Consider the following 14,984-nt stretch of genomic DNA (forward strand, 5'->3'; position numbering starts at 1 on the left):
GATCAGGACAGAACGCCGATAATGTTGGAGGCGCTGATGGGAACGCCGTTCACGAGCAGGTTCGGCGACGAACCGGACGCATCGATCCCGGTTACCTTTCCAGTCATCGTGGTGTAGTTGACCAGCGAATTGCCGGCGGAATCGGTCGCGGTCACCTGGATCGTGTATTGGCCGCCGTCGCTGAGCTGGGTGCCGCTCGTCGTCTGACCGTTCCAGGTGAAGGTGTTGGAGCCTGCATTTCCGGTTCCGGAGCCGCTCCACACGACGTTGCCGGATGAATCCTGGATCGAGATCGAGACGTTGGAAGCGGCCGACGTGAGCGAGTAGCCGAACGTCGCCGAGCCGCCGGTGAGTTCCGCCGTATTCGTCTTCGCTTCGACCGTGTGGCCGATGTAGTTGACCGAGTTGAGCGTGACGAGGCTCGAGAACGAGCTCGCCAGCGACGTCATGCTGCTGTTGATCGACTGCTGCTCGTTGAAGTTGGCGTAGGAGGTGAGCTGATTGATGAAGTCGGTCGTGCTGGTTGCGTTCAGCGGATCCTGGTTCTGCAACTCACTGACGAGCAGATTGAGGAAATCGGTCGAGGTCAGCCCCATCGACGAATTCGTCGAGGACGACGAAGTGGTGGATGAAGTCGCAGCTGACGTGGCCGAAGATACGGTCATGACAAGACTCTCTTCGTCGCGGGTTGCGCGACGGAACGCGTTGGAACATCGTGGTCGTGAAGGTCGTTTGCAGATGAAACGGATGACGCGCCGATTTCAGGCGCGGATTCACGTTTGCGGAATCATTTGACTAGGCGGCAGAATTTGCCGCGCCGACGATACGGCGGGAGCGCTCACGCCATGTCGCTGCGCGCGGCGGCCAGGCCGCCGGGCGATCGTCAGCAATGAAATCCGGGCAATTAGAGCGAAAAGCTGATCGGCGCGTCCGGCTCGTCCAGCAGCCCGGGCGGCGCGAGCGCCGGCAGCAGCCAGAGCGCCAGCAACAGCGCGGGCAGGACTTTTCCGGCCGGCACGGCTTCGTCAGAAGCTCTCGCGGCCTTCGGCTCGTCCGCAACGGCGCCCGGCTGCTGGGGCCCTGGGGGCTCTTGCTCTTGGGGCTCTTGGGGCTCTTGGGGCAATTTCGCAGCTGCCGCCGCGATGCGGTCGACAAGACCGGCAGGAGCACGAACGGGTGGGCCCTTGAGCGCCTGGCGAAGTGCGCTAGCCTCCTCGTAGAGCGTTCGCGCCTCTGCCGAGGACGCCAGAAGCTGCACGGCAGCCAGGCGCTGATCGTCGGGCCAGAGGGAGAGGTCCTCCCCCAGCCGGTCGATCAGGTCCTCGAACGTCGCAATATCCATCCCGCGCGTAGATCCCGCCTCGCCCCCGAGGCTGTCATAAAGCATTCGCGGGACGGCGGAAATCAATTTCCGCCGCGAAGGCATCAGGCCAAACATGGTGTCCCCGGCCGCAACTTATGCCCCCAAAGAGGCCCCCAAACTGCTCGGCACGGCGGCTCCGGGGCGCGGTCCGCTTGGCCCCCGGGGCCGAATGGGCTCAGCGCCGGCCGGCTGATTCGGCCGCCTTGGCCTTGCCGGCCTGCCCGGTCGTCGCCTCGACATGCTTCCAGGCGTCGCGGAGCTCGGCGAGGCTGGCGATGATGCGGCGGAAGCTCTCTTTCGCGTGCGGCCGGCCGTAGGAGCGCAGGCAGGCAATGATCAGCGCGTTGTATGTCTTGTAGAGCCGGTCCGCCAAAGCACCGCCGCGGTTGAAGTCGAGATTGTGGCTCAACCCGCGCAGGATCGCGGTCGCCCGCGTCAGGTAGCCATGGCCCTCCTCGAAGCGCTGCGCCTCATGCGCCTCCTGGGCCTTCTGCAAGAACGTGATGGCACCGTCGCAGAGCATGATCACCGCTTTGAGCGGCGGGACCGCCGCCGCGGCCGTTCGATAGGCGTTATTGGCAAGATAGGCCGTCGAGTTCTGTGTCATCCGTTACTTGATCCCGCATTAAGCAGTGCTTTGAGGTAGTCCAGCGTGTTGTTGGCGCTCTCGATGGCCGCCTGGTCGTTCGCGTATTCGTTCTGCAACTGGGTCTGGTAGGTCTGGGCGTCGGTCTGGATGGTCGTGACCTGGTCCTGCATGTCGCTGTCTTGGGATTGCAGGTTGGTGATCAGGTCCTGCAAGGAGCCGGAGCTGGTCGAGGAAGCCTCATTCGCAATCTGGAAGATCTGTGAAGCGAGCCCCGATGTCGAGGTGACGTTGATCGTTTGCGACGTCGACCCCGTGTAGGTGAAGGCCATGCCGGCGTAAACCGTCCCCGGGTTGCCGACGATGCTGTCGCCCATCACCGAGAACTGCGAGCTGTCGCCGTTGACGGACGCCGACGTCAGATTGCCGCTGGAATCGACGGTCAAGTCGAGCGCGAAGGATTGTGGCGAGGTACCGGTGTTGACGACGCTGAGCTGGCTCGACGAGGTGGTCGTCTGCGCGGCCAGCAGCTGGGTCACGCCGCTCAGGTTCGTCGTCAGCACGGTGGACAGCGTGCCCGTATCAAGCTGCAGCTCGTTGTTCTCGTTGAACGACAGGCCAAGGTCGGCCATGGTCATTCCCCCGACCGATCCGCTGAGCACCTGCTGGAGCTGCGTCATTATCTCGCGCATCGTGCTGTCGCCGAACAGCACGGCGCTCGACGAGGCGGTTCCGTCCGAATTCTGCGCGGACTGCGCGATGACCTCGTCACGAAACGCATTGTAGTTCGTGACGAAGGTCTGCAGCGCGGAGGTGATCTGGCTGGTGTCGGTGCCGATGCTGATGTTCAGCGTCGTGCCGCTTGGCGTCGACTGCAGCAGATCGAACGTCACTCCCGTGAGAACGTCGGAGACATCGTTGGTGTTGCGCGTCAGCGAAATGCCGTCGAGGGTGAATTCGGCGGACTGCGCCTTCTGCAGCACGTCGGTGAACGCACCCGTGCTGTCGGTGACGCCGAGCTTGTTGAGGATGTCGTCGCCGGACGTCGATGAATAGGTGATGTCGGCCGCATCCTGCGTCCCGGTCAGCACCATCTGGTAGGAGCCGCTCGACACCTCGATGACGGAGGCCTGGACGTTCGTCGTCGAGCTTTGCGCATTGATGGTGTCGGCGATGTCCTGCAAGGACATGCCGCTGGTGATCGTGATCGCGGAGCTGGTGCCGCCTGCCAGCCCCAGTGAGAACGTTCCGGAATAGCCGAGCGCGGTCGTCGAGCTCGATTGCGCGGAGCCCATCACCTTCTGCGCGGTCGCAAGCTGGCTGATCTGGAGGGTGTGGTCGCCGGTGGCGGATCCGCTGTTGACGCTCATCGACAGCGCCGAAGACGCGCTGAGATCACCGGTTGAGGAGATCGTCGCCGAGCGCGTCGCAAATGCGTTGGTCGCGACCGAGTTGATGATCGACGTGCTCAGCGACTCCAGCCCGGTCGAGAGAGTCGAAAGATCGGTCTGCAGCGTCTGATACGCCGTGACCTTGGCCTCGTTCGCGGTGATCTTGGTGGTGATCGACGTCGCCTGCGCCAGCTTGGCGTTGACCTCAGCCTGGATCAGCGTGGTCCAGTCGATGCTGGTCGAGTTGGTCGTGCCGGTCGTGGTGACCGTATCCGAGGAACTCGGCGACGTGGAGCTCGAAGAGGACGTGCCCGTGGTGGCGCTGCTTACCGTCATGTCAACACATCCGCATCATGGAAATCGGGCCGGCACTGGCCGGCCCGATCATTGCCTTCCGGATTAGCCGAGCAGCTTGAGCAGGTACTGCGGCATCTGGTTCGCCGCCGTTTCCGCGGAGACCGCGGCCTGGGTCTTCACTTCGGCCGAGGACAGCGTCGCCTGCTCGGAGGCGATATCAACGTCCATGATCGCCGAGTTCGCCGACTGCAGGTTCTGGGTCTGGGTCGAGATCGAGCTGGCGCTGAAGTTGAAGCGGGACTCCTGGGCACCGATCGTGGCGCGGGCGGCCGAGACGCTGTTGATCGCGGTGTCGAGGGCCGACAGCGCGCTGGTGGCGTCCGACAGCGAGGAGACGTCGAGCGAGGTCAGGCCGAGCGAGGACGAGGTCAGGGTCGTGAGCGTGATGGTGATGGTGTCGCTCGCGGTCGAGCCGACCAGCACCGCAACACCCGACGAGAACACGCTCGTGCCATCCAGCAAGCTCTGGCTGGAGTAGCGGGTACCCGAAGCGATGGAATCGACTTCCGACGTGAGCTGCGAGAATTCCGAGTTGATGTAGGCGCGGCTGGAGTCGGTCACAGTGCCCGAGGCAGACTCGGAGGCCAGCGACTTCATGCGGGCGAGGATGTCGGAGATGTTGGACGCGCCGCCGTCAGCGGTCTGCAGGATCGAGGTCGCCTGCGACGCGTTGGTCGCGGCCTGCTGCAGCGTGGTGATGTCGGACGAAATGCGGGTCGAGATCGCGAGGCCGGCGGCGTCGTCGGAAGCCGCGGTAATGCGCGAGCCGCTCGACAGCTTCGCCAGTGCGCTGGTTTCCTGCTGCGAGTTGATGTTGAGATAGCGGACTGCTGCGTTGGCCGCTGTGTTGGTGGAAATTGCGGGCATGTATAGCTCCTGTGCTGATGGGCATGGCATGCCGCATCGTGAAAGAAGAAGAGAGATGACGCGGATCCAGCCCCCGTCCGCTCGATCAAACGAGACGGCCGTCGGTGGTCAGGCGCGAAATCTTCAGAAGCCGGATTTTATGGTTAGGAATCGGTAAATGCGTCGCGGAGGTCCCGCTCGTGCCGTCGCAGCATCTCTCGGAGCTGTTGCCGACCGCGCTTCAACAGCGATTCCACTGCGGCAACGGTGGTGTCCATGACCTCGGCGATCTCGCCGTTGCTCATGTTCTCGTGGTAGGAGAGGATCACCGCGACACGCTGCTGCTCGGGCAGCCGCTGCATCGCCACCTCGAGAAGATTGCCGATCTCGTTGCGCTCGATGACGCTGGAGGCGTCGAGCTGGGTGTCGGCGACTTCAGGAACCGCATCGACATTCTCGGTGCGCGGCTTGCGGCGCAGGTCGATACAGCGATTGCTGACGACGCGATAGAGCCAGGTCGAGAATTTGGCGCGGCCATGCTGCCAGCGGCCGCGATGCGTCCACACCTTCAGCATCGTGTCCTGCACCACGTCCTCGGCGTCGGCGGCACTGCCGACGATGCGCAGCGCGATCGCGTAGGCGCGGTCGACATGACGTTCAACAAGAAGGCGGAAAGCCACCTCGTCGCCGGCGGCGAGGCGATCGAGCAATTCCTTGTCTTCGTCCTGGATCTCGACGGTGTCGAGCGGGCCTGCATCGGCGACGGTCGGAACGTCTGTCCAGGGAGGAGTCGCTTCGATCGGCGCAACCGCGGCCGTAGCGGCCTCGATCTCGGCCGTGGCACTCATATCAAGCGCGTAGCTCATCCCGCACTCTCCAACCAACGCCGCTGGCACACATCCCATACGGCTTCTGATGGTTGAACGGAGGGATCGGACATTCCAGGCGGACTTTTTTTGTTATTTTTCAAATACTTAGCTGGATTTTTTTGCCTACCGCCCGGCAAAAGATGCCGCCCCGCCTGGGCGCGGTGAAAAAATCGGCATGGTTCGGAGCAGTCGTTCAGCATCGCCTCGCATTCCCGCGGAACAATGATCTCGCCGGAAAACGCTGTTGTCACACGAACTAACGCCACACGAACACATGCATGCATCTCGCATACGGATGATCGGTCAGCACGTGGTCGCGATCTTGCTTTCGACGATCGCGACTAGGCAATTTTTTCCGAATCACCAAATCGACGTTATCGATTTTTTTGAATCTGTCAGTCGCGAAGCGCGCGTTTTGGAATCGCGCGTCAACTTTTTTGGTTAAGCGCGCCTGAATTGCCGCATGCGAGCGTTCTACGCATGAGGGCACGCGGGATTTCTGGACATGACGATCATGATGGCCGACGCATCGCGTCGCGCGCGAAATGTTTCTGCGTGTTCGTTCGATGTTTTCGATACATTTCTGTTCCGCGCCTGCACGACGCCGGACGGCGTATTTGAAAGGGTTTTTCAGCTTTCGAACATTTCCGAAAAATTTCCAAATATGTCCGACAGTTTCGTTCAACATCGAATCCAGTCGGAAACGCGCGCGCGCAAGCAAGCCAAGGAGCAGCGCGGCTCGACTGAAGTCCACATCTCTGAAATCTATAAATGCTTTCCGTTCAGGCTGTTCGGCCTGACGCGCGACGCGTTGGAGGATCTCGCCGGACTCGAATTCGCGGCCGAGCTGGAGCTGTGCCGCGTCAATCCGGAAATGGTCCAGCAATACTTGGACATGAAACGAGGCGGTCATCGCGTCGGTTTCATTTCCGACACCTATTGGAATTCCGAGCAGCTCGCGCAGCTGTTGCGCGCCGGCAGCCCCGGCCTGGTCTGGGATTTCCTGTACGCATCCTGCGACCACGGCAACAGCAAGAGCGAGAAGCTGTTCGGTACCTATCTCGCCGAACAGGGCGTCGACGCCGCAAGCTCCTTTCACATCGGCGACAACGACAATGCCGACATCAAGGGTGCGCGCCGCTACGGCATCCGTCCGCGCTACTACCCGCAGGCCAGCGCGGCATTGGCCTCGAAGCTGCAGCGCGAGACCTCGATCTTCGAGCTGCTGTGTCCCGGCCGGCCGTCGCGGCTCGATCATGGCGCGCGCACCTTGCGGCGCGCGGTGGCGGCGCAGAGCGCGGAGCGCTCGCCGGGCTTCCATCTCGGCGCGACCGTGCTCGGCCCGGTGATGACCGCTTTCGATGCCTTCATCGAGGCGCGGCGCGCCGCCCTGGCCGCGCAAGGAGCGCGCGTGTCAGTCGGCTTTCTCGGCCGCGACGGACTTCTGCCGCACCTCATCTGGCAAGACGCTCACAACCAAAGCGGCGTCTATCTCGAGGTCAACCGTCGAGTCAGCCTGGTCGGCTCGGCCGATACGCTGGAGCCGCTTTGCGACCTGCTGGGCCGGGTCGGCAAGATCGACGCGCCGACATTCGTCGACATCGTCAAGGTGCAGCCGCCGGCGGTGATGGCGTTCTTCGCGAAATATCCCGACGGCATTGCCAGCGGCCGCGAACTCGCCGACGCCCTGCCCGACCTGATGGGCGCGCATGAGATCATCGACATTGCCGCCGGCGTGCGCGCTCGGCTGCTCGGCTATCTGCGCGCGAAGATCCCGGATTTCGACAGCTGCACCGACCTGATCCTTGTTGATCTCGGCTATTCCGCCAGCGTGCAGAAGTCCCTGCGCCGCATCTTCGATTGCGAGGGCATCCGCATCCGCCTGCACGGCGCCTATCTGCTCACGCTCGACGATGCATTCGACGACATCGTCGACGACGACACGGCAGAGGGCCTGATTTCCGACCGCGTGATCACCCCGCACGTCAAGCGCATGCTGATCCGCAACGTCGCCTTGCTGGAGCAGCTCTGCTGCTCTGCCGAGGGATCGGTCCGCGACTATCGCGACGGCGAGGTGTTGCGCGAGGACGACCAGCGCCCCGCGGGGCAGCTGGCGCTCGCCACCGAGGTCCAGTCCGGGGCGCGAGCCTACGCATCACGCGCCGGCGACCTTGCGCCGCGCTACGCCCTGCAACCCTATCGCGAGCCGGACACCGCCGCGCGCTGGGCCACTGCGGTGCTCGGCCGCTTCCTGCTGCTGCCCGATGACGACGAGCTGGTTCTGCTCAGCGGCTTCAAGCATGACGTCAATCTCGGCACCCAGGCGCTGGCAGCGATGCTGGACGGCAACTTTGTCAACGACCAGATCATTGCGCGCGGCATCGGCAGCGCCTGCACGGCGCCCGCACCGCCGATGTGGCTTGCCGGCAGCTTTTCGCTGCTTTCGCCTGCGCATGCCTACCTCTATGTGCTGTTCGGCACCAACCGTCTGCCCGCCAACGTGTTCGGCGAAGCGCAATGCGGCACGTTGCAGGTCGGGCTGTTCAGAAGGGATGGCCAGGCTTCGCTGGAGACCATCAGCGTCCATCACTCCGGGCTCGGCGAGCTTCGCCTGCGGATCCCGCTGTCGCGGCGCATGGGTGTGACGATGATCGCAGTACCGCTCGCAAAACTCATGCGCCAGGGAATGCTCCATGGTGTCGTCGTCCAGTCCGGCGAGACCACCGGCGATGCGGCGAAAAGCCCGGATGTGCGGTCGATCGGCGACGAGCGGCTGATCTATGCCGGCCTCGAGCGGAACGGCCGCCACTTCCACGCCTCCAGCGAGGAAGGAACGCTGCTGATCCCGGTCGACGCCTGCGCGGACGACGTCGCGATCTACTCGGTTGCGCTGACATCGCTCAACCATGACCGCATCCTGACCATCGACGACCATGGCGCGACCGGAGGCCCGGCCGCGACCCTCGCCTGGCGGAAGACCGACTTCGCCAGGTGAATTATCGCCTGATCCAGCTGCCCCGATCGTAGAAGGTTAACGAGGGGTAGCGCGGGCATGACATCGGCTGACACGGCGCAAGCGGACGGCTTGCAGACCAATCTCGACCACTTTCTGGCATCGAACGGTATCAAGCTGAACGCGGTCCAGCGCCGACGTGTCGGTTGGCTGGTGCACCGGCTCGGCAACGCCGTCCTCAGCCAGGGCGGCTCCGTCCCGGTCCGCGATAGCGGCGTGATCGTCGTCGTCGAGCCGCCAAGCGGCCCCGCGGCGGAGACGCTCTATAGAACGCTTCGCACCGGTTGTGCGGTCGTCATTCCCTTCGGCGAGAACCCGGCCTTCGACTTCCTCAAATCCAAGTTGACCGACTTCGGCACGATCGGACCGGGCACCGACGGCCCTCACGAGATGTGGTGGGGCGGGGTCAATTGGCGTGCGCTCGGGACAGGCAAGGCGTTTCTGACCGACGCCCCGTTGCGTGTCATCTCCTGCTATCCCCGAGGCCGGGGCGACGAGCAAGCGCAGCGGCTTCGCGACCAGCTCGCGGAATATCGGATCACCTGTGACATCGCGGCGGTCGACACTGCCGACGACGGATGCATACACGCATCCGAAAAGGCAGCCTTCGTGCGGCAGATGTGGCAACAGCACCGCGAGCCGCTGCTGTTCATCGAGGCGGACGCCGTTCTTACCGAGGCGCCGATGCTGCCGTCCAACCTCGATTGCGACCTCGCGCTTCACAAATGGAACCGGTGGGAGATGTCGGCGCGCACCCTTTATGTGGGGCGCTCCGCCGCGGCCGAGGCGCTGCTGCACAATTGGCACCACATCGCGACCGCCTATCCATCGGTCTGGGAGGGTTACCTGCTCGACCAGGCATGGTGCCTGACGTCATCGCAGATGCCGCTCGACACCGTATGGCTGCCGCGCTCATATCATGCGCCGACCGAGGACACCGGCACGCCGCGGCATACGACGATCGTTCACGATCTACCGGCCGACAACGCCGATCTCGGGCCGGACGCGGAATTCGGCATTGCCATGCGAACCGCACGGCGCGCCGGCCGCAGCGGCGGTCGCGACTCCATGATCGTGGTCAAGTCGCAGGCAATGACGAGCGATGCGATCACCGTGATCATGCGCGATATCGCCTCGAGCGACGCACGCGAGATCGCGGCCAGCATCGAAGCCGTGACCGGCGCGTTTGCCGCCGACTGTGGCGGATTTGGCCGGCTCGAGCTGTCGCTCTGCCCCTGGCAGGACGATATCCGCGCCGCCAAATCGGCAGCCAAGAGCGCGAACAACCGGATCATCGAGATTGCGCCGTGGCAGACGCTGCCGGCCGATCTGTTCCGGACCATCGGGCAATCCCGGGATGCCGGGAGCGTCGTCGTGATGGCAGGCCATCGCGGCTGATTACGGTCGGGAACGAAACAGGGAAGGACAGCACACCATGAAGACCATCATCCTTCTCACCGGCGTCGCCGATCAGCAGCTGGCGCTGGGCGCGCTGCTCAAGACGCACAATCCGGCTTTGTCGTTCCACGGCGCCGTGACGGCCGAAGACCTCGCCGCGATCGGGCCAGAGGTGCTGCGCGAGGCCAGGTTGCTGGCGTTCACCACCGGCGTGATCGTGCCTGCCAGCATCCTCGCGGCGCTAGGCCACGGCGCCTACAATTTCCACCCCGGCCCGCCGCAATATCCCGGCTGGGCACCGGCGCATTTCGCGCTCTATGAAGGCTCGCGCATGTTCGGCGTCACGGCGCATGCAATGGCCGCGCGGGTCGACTGCGGACCGATCATCGGCGTCGAGTCCTTCATCATCCCCGACAAGATCAGCGTGCGCGGACTGGAGCAGATGGCCTACGTGCGGCTGGCCCATTTGTACTGGCGGATGTCGCGCGATCTCGCCTGCAATGTTTCGCCCCTCGCCGAACTGCCGATCGCCTGGTGCGGGACCAGGAGCACGCGGCAGATGTACCGGGAGATGTGCGACCTTCCCCCCGGCATCGGCCCAGCAGAGCTGGCGCGCCGGGTCCGTGCCTTCCACGACGATTTCCGCGGCATCCCACTGACCTACAGCCTGCACGGCATCCGCTTCGAGCTCGCGACAGCAGCTGCGCAGGCGACCGCCGAGCCGGAGGTCGCCTCACCGCCGCTCGCCGCGGCATCCTGAGACGCAGCGCCCTTCGGCGCAGAACGGCAGCCGTCCTGCGCCAAGGCCAGCCTCAGCCGGCTCGAGCGACGCGCTTCGATTTCTCGGCCCCGACGAGCGGCTTCTCGAGACCGGAATTGATCCCGAGCCGGTCGAGCAAATCGGTGTCGCGATCGCGTTGCGGGTTGCGCGTGGTCAGGAGCACGTCGCCGATGAAGATCGAATTGGCGCCGGCGAGGAAGCAAAGCGCCTGCAGTTCATCGGTCATGTATTGGCGTCCGGCGGACAGCCGCACCACGCTTTGCGGCATCAGGATGCGGGCAACCGCGACGAGACGCACCACCGAGATCGGATCCGGCCGCTCCGCGGTGTCGTTGACCGGGACGCCCTTGACCTCGTTCCAGAGATTGATCGGCACGCTCTCGGGATGTGCGGGCATGTTGGCGAGCAGCACGAGCATGCCGAGCCGGTCGGTGACCCGTTCGCCCATGCCGATGATGCCGCCGCAGCAGACCTTGATGCCGGCCTCGCGCACATGGCCGAGCGTGTCGATGCGATCCTGCAGCGTCCGCGTGGTGATGATCTTGTCGTAGTGCTCCGGCGAGGTGTCGACGTTGTGATTGTAGAAGTCGAGCCCGGCCTCGCGCAGCCGGGTCGCCTGGGGCGGCGTCAGCATGCCCAAGGTCACGCAGGTCTCCATGCCGAGGCCCTTGACGGCGCTGACCATCTCGCAGACCTGGTCGAGATCTCGATCCTTCGGATTGCGCCACGCCGCCGCCATGCAGAAGCGTTCGGCGCCGGCGTCCCTGGCGCGCTGCGCGGTCGCGATCACATCCGCCTTGTCCATCAGGCGCGTCGCCTTCAATCCGGTCTCGTAATGGGCGCTCTGCGAGCAGTAGCCGCAATCCTCCGGGCAACCGCCGGTCTTGATGCTGAGCAGGCTCGCGGTCTCGATATGGTTGGGATCGAAATGGGCGCGATGGATCGTCTGCGCGCGAAACATCAGGTCGGAGAACGGCAGGTTGTAAAGGACCTCGGCCTCGGCGCGCGTCCAGTCGTTGCGGACGGGCCCGGACTTGCCGGCACTGCCCCGATTTGCCCCTTCAGTATCGATCATCACGCTCATTTCTCCGATGTTCGGCATTCATGCACCCGGCACCCCAATTCGCCGAGCCACGTCCATTGACCGGGAGATATGCGTCCATTCCAAGGCGCGAGTCCATCCGCGCTGTGGGGACCGGCACCCGCGCCAGGCGAGCGAGCAACGCGGCGACCGGCGGCGACATCGCGACGACATAGCCGCCGATCGCGACCAGCGCCATCTGCATGGTGAAGGGAATCAGATTCCAGAACCCGTCGCCAAAGGCGCGACTGACGGCGAGCGGCGAGCCGCCATGCAGGATCGCGCCGGCGGCCACCGCGATGACCGCGATCAGGACAAACACGTAAGCATCCGGAAACCAGCGTTCGGCGAACGACACCAGGGCCCGCGAAAATCGCGCCACGATGTTGTCCGCGCCAGGTTTTCTCCGGCCGATTCGACCCCAAGCCGAAATGCGCTGATGCGCTCGAAGGAAAATGCCCGCGAGCCGCTGCGTCAGGCGCGCGGCTGAGGTCGATCGGTCGATCCTCGAACGACGAGCTCCGGCCGGAGCACGACGTGCCGGATCTCGGCCGAGCCGCTCTTGATCCTCTCCGCAAGCATCCTGGCGGCGATCCGTCCCATCTCCCGGTGTTCGATGCGCACCGTTGTGAGCGGCGGCGAGACGACGTCCATCAGCGGCATGTCGTTGTGACCGACGAGCGAGACGTCCTCCGGACAGCGCAGTCCGCGCGTTTTCAATGCATCGAGGACGCCGAGAGCAAGGAGATCGTTCGCGGCGGCGATTGCGGTGATGTCGTCCGCTCCGTCGAGCAGATGCCCTGCTGCTTCTGCGCCGGCTTCGCGCGTATACACCGTCGCCTCGCGGACCACGCCGATCAACCCGTGCCGGGACATTGCGCGCTCGAAACCGTCGCGGCGCAATGCACCGGTCGATGTCGACAATGGGCCCGCGACATGAGCAATTCGCCGGTGTCCGAGTTCGACGAGGTGATCGACCGCCAGGCGCATTCCCATGTCGTCGTCGGACACGACAGAGGGGACACGATCCCGCGCCTCGGATCGATTGACCAGGATCACCGGAAGCCCGCGGTCGATGCAGAAGCCGACAAGTTCGTCGTCCTGCGACACGGTCGCGAGGATCAGGCCATCGACACGCTGGCTGAGGAGCGTCTCGACGAACGTAATCTGCTGGCACGACGAGTTGCCCGCGTCAGCCACGATCGGCGCGTAGCCCTCCGCAGAAAGCGCTTCTGCGATGCCCCCCAGAATCGGCGCGAACACCGGATTCGCAATATCGGGCAGCAGGACGCCGATGAGATCGGATCGGCCCAGACGAAGGTTCGCAGCCAGACGATTGGGCCGATAGCCGAGCGCCTCGGCTTGCGTGGCTATGCGCGTGGCCACGTCGTCAGCGACCAGATGCCGCTTCTTGGGATCGAGCGCGCGCGACACCGTGGACGGATGGACCCCGGTCGCGTCGGCGATTTGCTTGATCGTGGCGGCAGGCCGATTCACCCAGCGATTCCCATCATTTATCCCGATTCTGGAACACAGGTTACATCATCCCTTGACTTTATGCAATCGTTTGCAATATAGACTGCAATCGATTGCATAAGGCCGCAATCGATTGCAGGGAGGCCACAGAATGACGACTGGCATTATCGAGAAAGTGGAGGACGTGACCCCGGCCGTGTTGCGGGCGATGTCCGGCGCAGACAACGCGCGGCTCCGGACCGTGATGGAAGCCTTCGTCAGGCACATGCACGCTTTCGCCCGCGAGGTGAAACTGTCCGAGGCCGAGTACGATCTCGGCATCGACGTCCTGAACCGGATCGGACAGGCTACTCACGACAGCCACAACGAGGGCATCCTGTTCGCGGACGCGATCGGTTTCTCGACGCTCGTCTGTCTGTTGAACAACGGAAACGCCGGCGCGACCGAAACGGCCGCAGCGCTGCTTGGTCCGTTCTGGCGGGCCAATTCCCCGAGGACAGCAAACGGCGGATCAATCGTTCGATCGCCGACACCCGGCCCCGAACTCTTCGTGGCGTGCGAGGTCGTGGACGTCGCGGGGAAACCTCTCGCCAATGTCGAGGTCGACGTTTGGCAGTCCTCACCGGTCGGTCTCTACGAAAACCAGGACGATACGCAGGCCGACATGAACCTGCGCGGCAAGTTCACCACCGACGCTGCAGGACGCTTCTCCCTGAGATCGGTCAAGCCGGCCGGCTATCCCGTGCCCACTGACGGCCCCGTCGGTGACATGCTGCGAGCCCAGAACCGGCATCCTTACCGGCCGGCGCACATTCACTTCCTCGGCTTCAAGCCCGGCTACAAGACCCTGATCACCCAGGTCTTCGTCGACGACGACCAGCATCTCGAGAGCGACGTGGTGTTCGGCGTCACGCGCGCGCTCGTCGGTGACTATCGCCGGCATGATGATGGCGAGCGACCTGCCGCCGACGTACGTGCGCCCTGGTACACGCTGAACTACCGGTTCGTCATGGAAGCCGGCGAAGCGATCCTCCCCAAACCACCGATCAAGTGAGCGCGACCATGACTCAGTCCATGGACGGAAAGGTGGTCCTCGTCGTGGGTGGATCCGGCAGCATCGGCGCCACGTCCGCCAGGAAATTTGCCGAACTCGGCGCGCGGGTCGCGGTCAGTCACCGCGACGTTCCGGGGGAAGCCGCCGCGGCCGCGAAGGTGATGCAATCCCTACCTGGAGAGGGCCACGCCGCGCTGATCGCCGACGTGTCGCGGACCGATACGTTGAAGGCTTTGCGCATCGAGATCGAAAGCCGCTTTGGACGCCTCGATGTCCTGGTCAACGCTGCTGGCTTCACCAGGCCAGTACCGCACGCCGACCTCGAAGCCCTGGATGACGACCTCATCGACAGGATGTTCGAGGTCAATTGGCGCGGACAGTTCGCGACCATCCGCACCTTCACTCCACTCCTGAAGGCCTCGGGAGACGGCTTGATCGTTTCGATCTCGTCGATCGCCGGCACCAATGGCATCGGCTCCTCGATTGCCTATTGCGCGGCCAAGGCGGGCATCGACGTCATGACCAAGTCGCTGGCCCGTGTGCTTGCACCTGAAGTCCGCGTGCTCGCAGTCGCCCCCGGCGTGGTCGACACCAACTTCGTTCCCGGACGCGGCGCCGACTTCAACACCAGGACCGCGGCAACCACACCGCTGAAGCGGATCGCGACCGCGGACGACATCGCCTCGGCGATCCTCGCCTGCGCCACTCAACTCGGCTTCGCTACCGGCACGACCTTCGTCGTCGACGGCGGCCGCTTGCTCTGAGGAAA

The 14,984-nt window shown here is 64.2% G+C and carries 15 protein-coding genes; 5 read left to right on the plus strand and 10 right to left on the minus strand.

What is annotated here, in order from left to right; genetic code table 11:
* Positions 1 to 2: 2 nt before the first annotated feature.
* The 7 genes from JQ586_RS19850 to JQ586_RS40540 all read right to left on the minus strand — a co-directional run bounded on the left by JQ586_RS19850 (position 3) and on the right by JQ586_RS40540 (position 6,325).
* Positions 3 to 665 carry a flagellar hook assembly protein FlgD gene (locus JQ586_RS19850; RefSeq protein ID WP_212396289.1) on the minus strand — a complete coding sequence of 221 codons (663 nt, stop codon included), beginning with the start codon at positions 663 to 665 and terminating at the stop codon, positions 3 to 5.
* 239 nt (positions 666 to 904) lie between these two features.
* The gene (locus JQ586_RS41330; RefSeq protein ID WP_312016985.1) at positions 905 to 1,438 is read right to left on the minus strand and encodes a hypothetical protein; all 534 of its coding nucleotides are present in this window, start codon (positions 1,436 to 1,438) and stop codon (positions 905 to 907) included.
* Between the two features lie 100 nt (positions 1,439 to 1,538).
* Positions 1,539 to 1,970, minus strand: coding sequence for a flagellar export chaperone FliS (fliS, locus tag JQ586_RS19860; protein ID WP_212396290.1), 432 nt, complete (start codon positions 1,968 to 1,970; stop codon positions 1,539 to 1,541).
* Positions 1,967 to 3,676, minus strand: coding sequence for a flagellar filament capping protein FliD (gene fliD, locus JQ586_RS19865; protein ID WP_212396291.1), 1,710 nt, complete (start codon positions 3,674 to 3,676; stop codon positions 1,967 to 1,969). Before fliD ends, fliS begins: the two co-directional genes overlap by 4 nt.
* Before the next feature lie 63 nt (positions 3,677 to 3,739).
* A complete protein-coding gene (locus tag JQ586_RS19870) occupies positions 3,740 to 4,564 on the minus strand; it encodes a flagellin (RefSeq protein WP_212396292.1) in 825 nt (274 codons plus the stop codon).
* A gap of 143 nt (positions 4,565 to 4,707) precedes the next feature.
* A complete protein-coding gene (locus JQ586_RS19875; RefSeq protein ID WP_212396293.1) occupies positions 4,708 to 5,409 on the minus strand; it encodes an RNA polymerase sigma factor in 702 nt (233 codons plus the stop codon).
* Positions 5,410 to 5,668: 259 nt separating this feature from the next.
* On the minus strand, positions 5,669 to 6,325 hold the full coding sequence (locus tag JQ586_RS40540) for a hypothetical protein (protein WP_249147801.1): 657 nt from the start codon (positions 6,323 to 6,325) through the stop codon (positions 5,669 to 5,671).
* On the opposite strand from JQ586_RS40540, the gene JQ586_RS19880 reads away from it, so the two are divergent.
* Genes JQ586_RS19880 through JQ586_RS19890 form a run of 3 tightly spaced genes read left to right on the plus strand, consistent with a single transcriptional unit; the run spans position 6,308 to position 10,583 of the window.
* On the plus strand, positions 6,308 to 8,407 hold the full coding sequence (locus JQ586_RS19880) for a hypothetical protein (protein WP_249147802.1): 2,100 nt from the start codon (positions 6,308 to 6,310) through the stop codon (positions 8,405 to 8,407). The genes JQ586_RS40540 and JQ586_RS19880 overlap by 18 nt on opposite strands.
* Before the next feature lie 57 nt (positions 8,408 to 8,464).
* The gene (locus tag JQ586_RS19885) at positions 8,465 to 9,823 is read left to right on the plus strand and encodes a hypothetical protein (protein WP_212396295.1); all 1,359 of its coding nucleotides are present in this window, start codon (positions 8,465 to 8,467) and stop codon (positions 9,821 to 9,823) included.
* 37 nt (positions 9,824 to 9,860) lie between these two features.
* Positions 9,861 to 10,583 (plus strand): formyltransferase family protein, encoded by a 723-nt coding sequence (locus tag JQ586_RS19890; RefSeq protein WP_212396296.1) that lies wholly within the window; start codon positions 9,861 to 9,863, stop codon positions 10,581 to 10,583.
* 52 nt (positions 10,584 to 10,635) lie between these two features.
* On the opposite strand, the gene bioB is transcribed toward JQ586_RS19890, so the two are convergent.
* The 3 genes from bioB to JQ586_RS19905 all read right to left on the minus strand — a co-directional run bounded on the left by bioB (position 10,636) and on the right by JQ586_RS19905 (position 13,182).
* Entirely contained in the window at positions 10,636 to 11,679 is a 1,044-nt protein-coding gene (gene bioB, locus JQ586_RS19895) for a biotin synthase BioB (RefSeq protein WP_249147803.1), read from the minus strand.
* A complete protein-coding gene (locus tag JQ586_RS19900) occupies positions 11,666 to 12,067 on the minus strand; it encodes a TIGR00366 family protein (RefSeq protein ID WP_409411002.1) in 402 nt (133 codons plus the stop codon). Before JQ586_RS19900 ends, bioB begins: the two co-directional genes overlap by 14 nt.
* A 92-nt stretch (positions 12,068 to 12,159) precedes the next feature.
* A complete protein-coding gene (locus JQ586_RS19905; RefSeq protein ID WP_212396297.1) occupies positions 12,160 to 13,182 on the minus strand; it encodes a LacI family DNA-binding transcriptional regulator in 1,023 nt (340 codons plus the stop codon).
* 130 nt (positions 13,183 to 13,312) lie between these two features.
* Here JQ586_RS19905 and JQ586_RS19910 point away from each other — a divergent pair, with 130 nt between their 5' ends.
* A complete protein-coding gene (locus tag JQ586_RS19910; RefSeq protein WP_212396298.1) occupies positions 13,313 to 14,215 on the plus strand; it encodes a dioxygenase in 903 nt (300 codons plus the stop codon).
* Between the two features lie 8 nt (positions 14,216 to 14,223).
* Positions 14,224 to 14,979, plus strand: coding sequence for an SDR family NAD(P)-dependent oxidoreductase (locus JQ586_RS19915; protein ID WP_212396299.1), 756 nt, complete (start codon positions 14,224 to 14,226; stop codon positions 14,977 to 14,979).
* The last annotated feature ends 5 nt before the right edge of the window (positions 14,980 to 14,984 follow it).

Source organism: Bradyrhizobium jicamae, assembly GCF_018130215.1.
Lineage (GTDB): Bacteria > Pseudomonadota > Alphaproteobacteria > Rhizobiales > Xanthobacteraceae > Bradyrhizobium > Bradyrhizobium jicamae_A.

Excerpts from the sequence above, each read along its gene's own strand:
- JQ586_RS19850 (WP_212396289.1), bottom strand. The coding sequence starts at position 665 with ATGACCGTATCTTCGGCCACGTCAGCTGCGACTTCATCCACCACTTCG.
- JQ586_RS41330 (WP_312016985.1), bottom strand. The coding sequence starts at position 1,438 with ATGTTTGGCCTGATGCCTTCGCGGCGGAAATTGATTTCCGCCGTCCCG.
- fliS (WP_212396290.1), bottom strand. The coding sequence starts at position 1,970 with ATGACACAGAACTCGACGGCCTATCTTGCCAATAACGCCTATCGAACG.
- fliD (WP_212396291.1), bottom strand. The coding sequence starts at position 3,676 with ATGACGGTAAGCAGCGCCACCACGGGCACGTCCTCTTCGAGCTCCACG.
- JQ586_RS19870 (WP_212396292.1), bottom strand. The coding sequence starts at position 4,564 with ATGCCCGCAATTTCCACCAACACAGCGGCCAACGCAGCAGTCCGCTAT.
- JQ586_RS19875 (WP_212396293.1), bottom strand. The coding sequence starts at position 5,409 with ATGAGCTACGCGCTTGATATGAGTGCCACGGCCGAGATCGAGGCCGCT.
- JQ586_RS19880 (WP_249147802.1), top strand. The coding sequence starts at position 6,308 with ATGAAACGAGGCGGTCATCGCGTCGGTTTCATTTCCGACACCTATTGG.
- JQ586_RS40540 (WP_249147801.1), bottom strand. The coding sequence starts at position 6,325 with ATGACCGCCTCGTTTCATGTCCAAGTATTGCTGGACCATTTCCGGATT.
- JQ586_RS19885 (WP_212396295.1), top strand. The coding sequence starts at position 8,465 with ATGACATCGGCTGACACGGCGCAAGCGGACGGCTTGCAGACCAATCTC.
- JQ586_RS19890 (WP_212396296.1), top strand. The coding sequence starts at position 9,861 with ATGAAGACCATCATCCTTCTCACCGGCGTCGCCGATCAGCAGCTGGCG.
- bioB (WP_249147803.1), bottom strand. The coding sequence starts at position 11,679 with ATGATCGATACTGAAGGGGCAAATCGGGGCAGTGCCGGCAAGTCCGGG.
- JQ586_RS19910 (WP_212396298.1), top strand. The coding sequence starts at position 13,313 with ATGACGACTGGCATTATCGAGAAAGTGGAGGACGTGACCCCGGCCGTG.
- JQ586_RS19915 (WP_212396299.1), top strand. The coding sequence starts at position 14,224 with ATGACTCAGTCCATGGACGGAAAGGTGGTCCTCGTCGTGGGTGGATCC.